The sequence below is a fragment of the Streptomyces sp. NPDC059008 genome (genome assembly GCF_042749045.1).
GTDB lineage: Bacteria > Actinomycetota > Actinomycetes > Streptomycetales > Streptomycetaceae > Streptomyces.
In genome coordinates this window covers 87512-99515 of the sequence record NZ_JBHYJC010000009.1, presented here as the reverse complement: position 1 = coordinate 99515, position 12004 = coordinate 87512, and the positions used below count along the sequence as shown (strand labels likewise).

At 77.3% G+C, this 12004-nt stretch carries 3 protein-coding genes; all 3 read left to right on the top strand.

Features of this window, described 5'->3' with window-relative positions; all coding sequences use genetic code 11:
• A partial coding sequence (locus tag ACFWZH_RS14220; protein WP_384429349.1) for an SDR family NAD(P)-dependent oxidoreductase occupies positions 1-7120 on the top strand: 7120 nt, incomplete at its 5' end.
• Entirely contained in the window at positions 7113-11696 is a 4584-nt protein-coding gene (locus tag ACFWZH_RS14215) for a beta-ketoacyl synthase N-terminal-like domain-containing protein (protein ID WP_384429346.1), read from the top strand. The genes ACFWZH_RS14220 and ACFWZH_RS14215, both read left to right, overlap by 8 nt.
• A complete protein-coding gene (locus ACFWZH_RS14210; RefSeq protein ID WP_384429343.1) occupies positions 11686-12003 on the top strand; it encodes a phosphopantetheine-binding protein in 318 nt (105 codons plus the stop codon). The genes ACFWZH_RS14215 and ACFWZH_RS14210 overlap by 11 nt, the downstream gene beginning before the upstream one ends.
• Position 12004 lies beyond the last annotated feature (1 nt).

The following is a 12004-nucleotide window of genomic DNA, read 5'->3' as shown; positions in this document are numbered from 1 at the left end:
CCCCCCTCACTCCGGCACCTCCCCCCGCCCCAGATCCACACGGCCGGCCGCGACCGGCCGCGACCTCGTCGTCGCGCTCTCGCCCTTCGAGCAGCCGGACGAACGGATCGTCGCGGCCGCCGAACGCGCCGGCGCGCTCGGCCTGTTGGACCTCGGCCGCCACGCCGGCCCGGCGCGCACCGCCCTCGCCGGGCTCGCCCGCCGGCTGCGGCGGCCGCACGGCGTACGCGTACCGGTGGGCTGCCCGCTGACCCCCGGCGAACTGCCGGCCGCGGTCGACACCGTGCTGCTCGCCGACCCGGAGGAGTTCACCGCCACCGCGCGGCACCGGACCGAGGGCCGCCACGACTGGTCCGACGGCGGCCGGCGCCGGATATGGGCCGAGGTCACCAGCCCCCAGGAAGCCGCGGCCGCCTGTGCCGCCGGCGCCGAAGCGCTGGTCGTCCGCGGCCACGAGTCCGGCGGCCGGGTCGGTGAACTCACCACCTGCGTACTGCTGCAGCGCGTACTCGCCGACCCGGGCACCACCGTCCCCGTCCTCGCGGCCGGCGGCATCGGCCCGCACACCGCCGCCGCGGCCGTCGCCGGCGGGGCGGCCGGTGTGCTGCTCGACTCCCAGCTCGCGCTGACCACCGAGGGCGAACAGCGGCTGCCCCGCCGGCTGGCCGCCGCCCTGCGGGCCATGGACGGCAGCGAGCCCGCACTCGTCGACGGCCACCGCGTGCTGACCCGCCCCGATCTGCCCACCGACCCGCTCCCCGTCGGCCAGGACGGCGCGTTCGCCGCCCGGCTCGCCGCGCGGCACCGCACCACCGGCGGCATCCTCACGGCCGTACGGTCCGCCGTCACCGGTCACCTCGCCGCGGCCGCCCGCACCCGGCCGCTCGCGCCCCGCCCCGATGCCCGCCATCTCCCGGTGGCCCAAGGGCCGATGACCCGGGTCAGTGACGAGGCCGCGTTCGCCGCCGCGGTGGCCGCCGAGGGCGGGCTGCCCTTTCTCGCCCTCGCGGTCATGGACGGCGAGCAGGTGCGCCGCCTGCTGGCCGAGACCGCCGAGCGGCTGGGGGAGCGGCCGTGGGGCGTGGGCCTGCTCGGCTTCGCCCCGCCCGAGCTGCGCCGCGCCCAGCTCGCCGCGGTCGCCGAGTTCGCCCCCGCGTACGCCCTCATCGCCGGCGGCCGCCCCGCCCAGTCCGCGCCGCTCGAAGCCGCCGGGACCCGCACCTACCTGCACGTCCCCTCGCCCGGCCTGCTGGAGCGCTACCTGGCCGAAGGCGCCCGCAGATTCGTCTTCGAAGGGCAGGAGTGCGGTGGCCACACCGGCCCGCGGGCCAGCTTCCCGCTGTGGGAGGAGCAGATCGAGCGGCTGCTGGCCTACGACCGGGAGCACCGCGGCACCGCCGAGGAGTTCGATGTGCTCTTCGCGGGCGGCATCCACGACGCCCGCTCCGCCGCCATGGCCGCGGCCGCCGCCGCCCCGCTCGCCGAGCGCGGCGCCCGGATCGGCGTCCTGATGGGCACCGCCTACCTCTTCACCGAGGAGGCCGTGGCCACCGGCGCCGTCCGACCGGCTTTCCAGGACACCGCGCTGGCCTGCGAGCGGACCGTACTGCTGCGGACCGCGCCGGGGCACGCCACGCGCTGCGCCGAGACCGCCTACGCCGCGGAGTTCGCCGCGACCGAGCGGCGGCTCGCGGCGGACGGCGTGGACCCGCGGACCCGGTGGGAGGAGCTGGAGCGGCGCAACCTCGGTCGGCTGCGGATCGCGAGCAAGGGCCTGCGCCACACCGACGGCGGACCGCCGGCACCGGTGGGGGAGCCGGACCAGCTGCGCGAGGGGCTGTACATGCTGGGCCAGGCCGCCACCGCCCGCAGCGCCACCACCTCCCTCGCCGCGCTGCACACGGACGTCACCGAAGGGGCGAGCGCCCTGCTCGACGCCCGGGCGAAGCAGCTTCGGCCACCCGCCGGGCATCAGGACCAGCAGGCGGCGCCGCTGGACATCGCCATCGTCGGCATGGCCTGCTGCTATCCGGGCGCGCCCGACACCGCCCGCTACTGGTCGAACGTCGTCGCCGGCGTCGACTCCGTCACCGAGGTGCCCGCCGAACGCTGGGACGCCGCCACCTACCACGACCCCGACCCCGCGAGGGCGGGCGAGCGCACCCCCTCGCGGTGGGGCGGATTCCTGCCCGCCATCCCCTTCGACGCCCTCGCCCACGGCATCCCGCCGGCCTCCCTCACCGGCATCGAACCCGTCCAGCTGCTCGCCCTGGAAGCGGCCGCCAAGGCCCTGGCGGACGCCGGATACGCCGACCGCGACTTCGACCGCGCCCGCACCGGCGTCGTCTTCGGCGCCGAGGCCGGCACCGAACTGGCCGGCGCCTACGGCCTGCGCGCACTGCACCCCGCCTACCTGGGCGACCTGCCGCCGGCCCTGGACGCCGAACTGCCCCGGCTGACCGAGGACTCCTTCCCCGGAGTGCTCGCCAACGTCATCGCCGGGCGGATCGCGAGCCGCCTGGACCTGGGCGGGGCCAACTGCACCGTGGACGCCGCCTGCGCCTCCTCGCTCGCCGCGCTGGACCTGGCCTGCCGCCAACTGCGCGACCGGGACGCCGACATGGTCCTGTGCGGCGGCGCCGACGTGCACAACGGCATCAACGACTACCTGATGTTCGCGTCCGTGCGCGCCCTGTCGCCCACCGGCCGGTGCCGCCCCTTCGACGCGGCCGCCGACGGCATCGCGCTCGGCGAGGGCGTCGGCGCGCTGGTCCTCAAACGCGTCGAGGACGCCGAGCGGGACGGCGACCGGATCTACGCGGTGGTCAAGGCGGTCGGCAGCGCCAGCGACGGGCGGTCGCTCGGCCTGACCGCGCCACGGCCCGAGGGACAGCGCCGCGCCCTGGAACGCGCCTACCGCCGCGCCGGCATCAGCCCGGCCCAGGTGGGCCTCCTCGAAGCCCACGGCACCGGCACCGTCGTCGGCGACGCCACCGAACTCGCCGTCCTCACCGACCTGTTCCAGGCCGCGGGGGCCGCACCGGGCAGCTGCACACTGGGCTCGGTCAAGTCGCAGATCGGGCACACCAAATGCGCGGCCGGACTGGCCGGACTCATCAAGACCGCACGCGCCGTGCACGCCGGGGTGCGGCCGCCGACCCTGCATCTGACCCGGCCGGGGGCCGACACCGGGCCGTTCCGCTTCGAGGCCGGCGGCGCCCGGCCCTGGACGGCCCCCGTCGAACGCCGCGTCGCCGGGGTCAGCGCCTTCGGCTTCGGCGGCACCAACTACCACGCCGTGCTCGCCGGTTATCCGGGCGCCGACGAACCCGCCCACACCCTCCAGGAGTGGCCCGCCGAGCTGTTCTGCTTCCGCGGGGCCGACCGCGCCGCCGCCGCGGCCGCCGTCGACCGCCTCGCCGCACGCCTGGCGGACAACGACGCGGCCGGGCGGCCCTGGCCGCTGCGCGATCTGGCCGCCGAGACCGCCGCGGCCGCGGCCGACGCGCCGATACAGGTCTGCGTCGTCGCCGAGGACCTCGACCGGCTCGCCGCCCGGCTGGACGCGGCGCGGCGGGGCACGGCCACCGACGGCGTGTACCCGCGCCGGCAGGACGCCGACCCCGGCCTGGTCGCCTTCCTCTTCCCCGGCCAGGGCAGTCAGCGCACCGGCATGCTGGGCGAGCTGTTCGTCGCCTTCCCCGCGCTGCGCGGCCTCCTGGACGACGCCGACCCGGACTGCGTCGCGGCCATGTTCCCGCCCACCGCCTTCACCGCCGAGCAGCGAAGGGCCCAGTCCGCCGCCCTGACCGACACCCGCGTCGCCCAACCGGCCCTGGGTCTGGCCTCCGTCGCCGCGCACCGGCTGCTCACCACGCTCGGGGTGCGCCCGGACTGCGCGGCGGGCCACTCCTTCGGCGAGCTGACCGCGCTGTGGGCGGCCGGCGCCTACGACACCGAGGCGCTGCTCAGGCTCAGCGACCGCCGTGCCGCGGCGATCGTCCGGGCCGCCGGGGACGACCCCGGGGCGATGGCCGCCGTGGCCGCCGCTCCCGCCCGCGTACGGGAGCTGACCCGCGACACACCCGGAGTCGTGGTCGCCAACCACAACGCGCCCGAACAGAGCGTGATCTCGGGACCCGCCGACGCCGTGGAACAGGCCGTGGCGGCGCTGTGCGCGGCGGGCACCGAGGCGCGGCGCATACCGGTCGCCTGCGCCTTCCACAGCCCCCGGCTGGAGCCGGCGGGCGAGGAACTGGCCCAGGAGCTGCGCGCCACGCGGCTGTCGGGGACCGCGTTCCCCGTCTGGTCGGGCGCCACCGCCCGCCCCTACGGCCGCGAGACCTCCGCGATCCGCGACACCCTGGCCGGGCAGGTAGCCGCACCGGTGCGCTTCGTGGACCAGATCGAGGACATGTACGCCGCCGGGGTACGCACCTTCGTGGAGGCCGGGCCCGGCCGGGTCCTCACCGGACTCGTCGGCCGCATCCTGGGCGAACGCCCGCACACCGCCGTGGCGTTGGACGTGCCCGGTGAGCCGGGCCTGACCCGGCTGCCGCATGTGCTGGCCCGGCTCGCCGCCGCGGGCGTCCCCGTCGACCCGGAGGCGCTGTTTCGCGGGCGCACCCGCGCACTGCCCGAGGAAGCGCCGCGCCGCCCCGGATGGCTGGTGGACGGACACCTGGTGCGCACCGCCGACGGTGCCTGCCTCCCGGGCGGGCTGCGTCCGGCGCGGCGGGTGGCGACGACACCGGCCGACGGCCCCGCCGCCCCAGGGGAAGCGGCGCGGCAGTATGCGGTGCGTTCGGTCCGGCCGGTGGCGGCGGTGACCGACGACGGCCCCGCCGCCCCGGGGGAAGCGGCGCGGCAGCATGCGGTGCGTTCGGTCTGGCCGATGGCGGCGGTGACCGACGACGGCCCCGCCGCCCCGGGGGAAGCGGCGCGGCAGCATGCGGTGCGTTCGGTCCGGCCGGTGGCGGCGGCAACCGACGACGGCCCCGCCGCCCCGGGGGAAGCGGCGCGGCAGTACGCGGTGCTGGAGTATCTGCGCGGCGCGCGCGAGCTGGTGCTGGCGCAACGGGACGTGGTGCTGCGGTACTTGGGCGAGGCGGACCCCGCGGCCCCGCGGACCGCGCCCGCGGCCCCGCGGACCGCGCCCGTGTCGGAGCGGCCGCTCGCGCCGTACGACGGGGCGGACCTGGCCGGGACCGACCTGGCCGGGTCCGACCTGCCCGGAACCGGCCCGGCCGGAGCCGACACCGGAGCCGGCACCGGGGCCGCGCCTGCCCCGGACGCCCGGCCGGCGCGCCTGACCCCCGCCCAACTCCTCGACGCCGTACGCGAGATCATCCACACCCGCACCGGCTACCCCCGCGAGATGCTCGACGCCGGACTCGACCTGGAGGCCGACCTCTCGGTGGACTCCATCAAGCGGGTGGAGATCATCGGGGCACTGGCCGACCGGATCGGGCTGCCGCAGGACGCCGACGGGGCCGCGGAGTCGGTGGTGGAGGAGCTGTCCCGGGTCAAGACCATCAGCGGCATCGTCGAACGGATCACCGCCGCCACCCCCGAACCCGCGCCGGAGCCGCCCACGCCCCCCGAAGCCCTACCGGCCCCGCCCGCCGCCCCCGCGCCCGCCACCAGCTCCGCGGCCGGCCGGCCCCCCACCCGCTACCTCGTCGACGTCGCCCCGCTGGGCCCGCCCGCGAGCCGCCCGCCCGCCGAGGTGGTGGCAGGCGCCGAATTCGCCGTGGTGGAGGACGGACAGGGCGTGGCGCTCGCGCTCACCGCCCTGCTGGAGAGCCATGGGGCCCGGGTACGCACGGTCCCCGCCGAACGGCTGGCCCAGGTCACCGCGGACGGGGTGGTCGACCTCAGCGCGCTGCGGGCGGGCCGCACCGCCGTACTGCCGGGACAGTACGCGGGCTTGCGCACCGCCCTGACCGGCGGCGCCCGCCGGCTGCTGCTCGCCACCGCGGCCGGCGGCACGTTCGGGCAGGACGCCGCCGCCTCCGGCCCCGACCCGCTGCCGGGCGCCGGACTGCGCGGTTTCGCCCGTGCCGCCGCGCTCGAATACCCCGACGTCCTGATCCGCGCCGTGGACATCGACCCCAAGGACCGCCCGGAGCGCATCGCCGCCCACCTCCTGGCCGAACTCTGCGCCCCCGGCGAGCCGGTCGTCGTCGGCCGCACCAACGGCACCCGCACCACCTTGCGCACCGTGCGCACCCCGCTGCCGCAGGCTCGGACCGCCGCGGACCGCACACCGCTGGGCCCCGGCTCCGTGGTGCTGCTGACCGGCGGCGCCCGCGGCATCACCGCCCGTACGGCCCTCGCGCTGGCCCGCACCCACGGCTGCCACATCGAACTCCTGGGACGTACGCCCCGAGCCGAGGCCCCCGAGGACCCGGCCCTCGCCCACGCCCCCGACCGCATCACCCTGCGCGCCGCGCTGATCTCCCAAGGACTGCGCAGGCCCGCCGAGATCGAGGCGGCGGCCACCGACATCCTCGCCCGGCGCGAGATCGCCGCGACGCTCGCCGCACTGGAGCCGCACGCTGCCTCCGTGCGCTACCACGCCGCGGACGTCACCGACGCCGCGGCGGTACGCGCCGTGGCGCGAGACATCCGGGACCGCCACGGCCGCCTCGACGGGATCGTGCACGGCGCGGGCACGCTGGAGGACAAGCTGCTGCGGGACAAGGACCCGGACTCCTTCGCCCGGGTCTTCGCCACCAAGGTCGACGGCGCCCGCCATCTGCTCGCCGCCGCCGGCGACGACACCGGCTTCCTCGTCCTCTTCGGCAGCGTCGCCGGGGTCTTCGGCAACCGGGGCCAGGCCGACTACGCCGCCGCCAACGACGCCCTGGACACCCTCGCGCGGGCCTGGTCGGCCCGGACGGCGCACCGTGTGCTCGCCGTCGACTGGGGCCCGTGGGCGGCCACCGGCGGCGGCATGGTCACCCCGGAACTGGCCCGCGCCTACGCGCGCCGCGGCATCCCACTGCTGGACCCCGACGCCGCGGTCGCCGCCCTCCTGGACGAACTGGCCCATGGCACAGCGCCCCAGGTCGTACTGGCGGCGGAGGCCGCCGGGGAGGCGGCGGGCGATGAGTGAGCGCAGCGGGCGAGGGGCCGGCCCCCGGCCCACGGACGCCGCGATCGTCGGGATGGGGGCGGTCCTCCCCGGCGCCGACGACCTCGCCGCGTACTGGCGCAACCTGGTGGCCGGGACGGACTGCGTCACCGACGTGCCGCCCGGCCGCTGGGACCCGGAGGTCTACTACGACCCGGCGGGCGCCGAAGGCCCCGCCCGCAGCGACCGCTTCTACTGCCGGCGCGGCGGCTTCCTGGCCGGGCCGACCGCCTTCGACCCGACCTGCTTCGGCATCATGCCCGCCGCCGTCGCCGGCGCCGAGCCCGACCAACTGCTCGCCCTGCGTGCCATCGCCGCCGCCGTCGCCGACGCGGGAGGCCAGGAGCAGCTGCCCGCCGACCGCTCCCGGATCGGTGTGATCCTCGGCCGCGGCGGCTTCATGGGAGCGGCCACCGCCCGGCTCGACCAGCGCGTCCGCACCGCCCACCAGCTCGCCGCCACCCTGCGCGAACTCGCCCCGGAACTGGGCGAGTCGAGAATCCGGGCGGTCCGGGAGGCCTTCCAGGAGAGCCTGGGTCCCGAACAGCCGGAGGCCTCCATCGGCCTGGTGCCCAGCTTCACCGCCGCCCGGGCCGCCAATCGGCTGGACTTCCGGGGCCCCGCCTACACCCTCGACGCGGCCTGCGCCTCCTCGCTGCTGGCCGTGGAACAGGCCGCCGGCCTGCTGGCCGCCGGCCGCTGCGACCTGATGGTCGCCGGCGCCGTACACCACTGCCACAGCGCGACCCTGTGGAGCGTCTTCACCCAGCTGCGGGCGCTCAGCCCCACCCAGCGCATCCGCCCCTTCGACCGGCGGGCCGACGGCACCCTGCTGTCCGAGGGCACCGGCGTCGTCCTCCTCAAGCGGCTGGCCGACGCCGAGCGCGACGGTGACCGGGTCTACGCGGTCGTCCGGGCCGTGGGAGTGGCCGGGGACGGGCGCACCGCGAGCCTGATGAGTCCTCAGGTGGACGGCCAGGTGGCCGCGTTGGCGCAGGCCTGGCGCGACGCCGGACTCGACCCGCGGGACCCGGCGGCACTCGGGCTGCTGGAGGCGCACGGCACCGGAACACCGGTCGGTGACGCGGCGGAACTCGACACCTTGGCCCGGGTGTTCGGCCCGGCCGGGAGGGGCCGCGGGCCGGTCGGGCTGGGATCGGTGAAGTCGATGCTGGGCCACACCATGCAGGCCGCCGGCATCGCCGGGCTGATCAAGGCCGCCCTCGCCGTGCACCACCGGACCCTGCCGCCCACCCTGCACCTGGACGAGCCGCACGAGGGCCTGGCACACACCCGCATGCGCCCGGTCACCGAGGCGGAACCCTGGGACGCCGGGCCGCGACACCCTCGCAGGGCCGGTGTCAACGCCTTCGGGTTCGGCGGGATCAACGCCCACGCGGTCCTCGAAGAGGCGCCGGGACACCACAGCCCCGCCGCCCCGCCGCCCGCACCGCCCACCACCCCGTCGCACAGGGCGGCGCTGCGCGTCGCGGAGCCGGAACGCACCGTCCTGCTCGCCGCCCGCACCCCGGAAGAACTGGCACACGCCCTGCGCGACGAAGACACCGGTCCACGTGACAGGGACAGTGGCGCACGCGACGAAGACACCGGTCCACGTGACAAGGACAGCGGCGCACGCGACGAAGACAGCCCCGCGCCGACCCCGCCCCGCGCCGCCCCCTGCCGCCTCGCTCTCATCGACCCCACCCCCCAGCGCCGCGCCCTGGCCGCCCGGGTCCTGGCGCGCGCACGGCCCTGGCGCGGCCGCGGCGACATCTGGTTCACCCCCAGCCCGTACTTCGGGCCGTACGCCCAGGAACCGGGGGCGCGGCTGGCCCTGCTCTTCCCGGGGCTGGAGGCGGAGCCGCCGCCCCGCGCCGACGACGCCGCCGACCAACTGGGGCTGCCCCGCCCACGGCTGAGCGGCGGCGACGCCCTGGTCGAACGGGCCGTCGACAGCGTCGCCGTCGGCCGGCTGTTCGCCCGCGCGCTGGACGAACTGGGCATCGCCCCCGACCTGCTGACCGGACACAGCCTCGGCGAATGGACCGCCATGGTCTGCGCCGGCATGTATCCGGCGCAGGCCGTCGACACCTTCCTCGACTCGCTGCGGCCGACCTCCCTCGCCGTACCCGACCTGGTCTACGCGGCCCTGGGCTGCGGCGCGCGACAGGCCGCCGCGGCGCTGGAGGGCCTGGCGCGGGTCGCGGTCAGCCATGACAACTGCCCGCACCAGTCGGTGATCTGCGGGGACGGGCCGCAGCTGGCCGAGGCCGTACGCCGGCTCGCCGCCCAAGGCGTACGGGCCCAGGAGATGCCCTTCCGCTCCGGCTTCCACACGCCGATGTGGGCGCCCTACCTCGACCAGGCCCGCGCCGCCTTCGACGCCCTGCCGCTGCGGGACCCGCGGCTGCCCGTATGGTCGGCGACCACCGCCGCCCCCTTCCCGCACGACGCCTCCGCCGTACGCCGGCTGGTGCTGCGTCACCTCCTGCAACCGGTCCGCTTCCAGGAACTGACCCGACGGCTGTACGACACCGGCGTACGCGTCTTCGTCCAGGCCGGAGCCGGCAGCCTCACCGGCTTCGTGGCCGACACCCTGCACGACCGGGACCACCTCGCCGTGGCGGCCGCCGACCCCCGCCACACCGGCAGGGCGCAACTGCGCCGCCTGGCCGCCGCGCTGTGGACCGAGGGGCTCAGCCCCCGCTGGGACCGGCTCGCGCCGCGAGCGGCCGCGGCCGGTGCGGTCCGGCTGGACCTCGGCACCCCGCTCGTCCGCCTCGGCGACGCGGCGCCGCGCATCCCGCTCCACCCGCCCGCCGACGCACCGCCTCCGCCCCCGTCGCCTCCGCCCCCGTCGTCTCCGCCCCCGTCGTCCCCCGCCGCGGACCCCGTCCGGCGGGCCCTGGAGGACGTCCTGGCCGAAACGGCCGCCGCGACCCGCGCGCTGGCCGCCGCGGCCGCCCCGGCGCCGTCGCCGCGCCCCGGCCCCCGCCGCACCGTCCGCCACCTCTCCCTCGACACCCTCCCCTACGTCCGCGACCACTGCGTCTACCTCCAGCCCGACGACTGGCCCGAGCCCGCCGACCGCTTCCCCGTCGTCCCCATGACCACCCTGCTGGAGCTGGCCGCCGAAGCGGCCCGCGAAGCCGACCCCGGGCACACCGTCACCGGCTACTCCGACGTACGGGCGCTGCGCTGGCTGCCCGTCGCCCCACCCGTCGACCTGACGGTCACCGCCACCCCCGCCGGGCCCGGCCGTGTCCGGGTGGACCTCGGCGAGTACGCCACCGTCACCGTCCACCTCGCCGCTCACCACCCGCCCCCGCCGCCCCCCGACCCCGCGCCGCTGACGTCCGGCGGCCCCGCCCCGGTCAGCGCCCGGGCCCTCTACCGCGACCGGTGGATGTTCCACGGCCCGGCGTTCGCCGGGGTCCACGAGGTCACCACGCTCGCCGCCGACGGCATCCGCGGAACGCTGCGCGCACTGCCCGCGCCAGGCGCCCTCCTGGACGCCGCCGGACAGCTCCTCGGCCACTGGATGCAGCTGAAACTCAGCGGCGACCGGCTCGTCTTCCCCGCGACCTTGGAGCGGGTACGGCTCCACGGGCCGCCGCCCCGCGAGGGCACGCTGCTGACGGCCACCGCCCGGATCCGCGAGGTGGGGCCCGGCTCGGTACGCGGCGACGTCGAGCTGTGCGGCGCCGACGGCCGGGTGTGGGCGCACCTGGAGGGCTGGACGTACCGCCGCTTCGCCGCCGACGAGCGGGTGTGGCCGATGAAGTTCACGCCGGAGGTGTGCGGCATCGGCGAACCCCGGCCGGGCGGCTGGACCCTGGCCCGGCGCCGCTGGCCGGACCCGGCCTCGCAGGAGCTGGTCATGCGCCGCTATCTGGGCGCCGCCGAACGCGCACGCTTCGACCGCTGCCCGCCCCGGGACCGCGCGGCATGGCTGCTGGGCCGGATCGCGGCCAAGGACGCGGTGCGCGAGCTGCTGTGGGAAGCGGGAGCCGGACCCGTCTTCCCGGTCGAGATCCCCCTCGTCGAGGACGGTGGCGGCCGTCCCCGCCCGGAGGGCGCGCTCGCCGACGGCATCCGGCTCTCCGTCGCCTGCCGGGAGCGGTTCGCGGTCGCCCTCGCCCGACGGTCGGGCCCCGCCGGGATCGCCGTCGAAACCGTCACCGACGATCCGCGGGACCTGGGACGGCTCGCTCCCACCCCGGCCGAACACCGCCTGGCCGACGCCCTCCTCGCCCGCGAGGCATCACCCGGCGGGGACCGCGGCCACTGGCTCACCGCGCTGTGGTGCGCCAAGCAGGCGGCATCCCGCGCTACCGGCGGCGGCCCCGGAGTCCGGCCGGAGAACTGGGCCGTCACCTCCGCACCGGACGGCGCGCTCGTCCTGGCCGCACCCGACGGCCGGCACCACCTCGTCCACCTCGACTCCGTCCACGACCGGTCCGCCCGCCATGTCGTCGCCTGGACCGGCCCGCGTCCCGAGGACCCTGCGGGCACCGACACCCTCACCCCCACGGAGGCCACCCATGCCAGCTGACGCCCACCCCGAGCGCATCCGTCCGATCCTGGACGAGATCACCGACATGCTGGTGCGCGTCGCCGGCGAGGAGCTCCTCGTCGTCGGGCCGATCACCGCCGCGACCACCTTCAACGACGATCTGGCGCTGGAGAGCATCGAGTTCGTCGCCCTGGCCGAGCTGCTGCAGCAGCGCTACGGCACGGCGGTGGACCTCCTCGGCCTGCTCGCGGAGAAGGACATCGATCAGATCCTGGCCATGACGGTCGGCGAACTCGCCGTCCACATCGACCAGGTCACCACCGCCGACCGGGCCTGCGCGGGCTGAG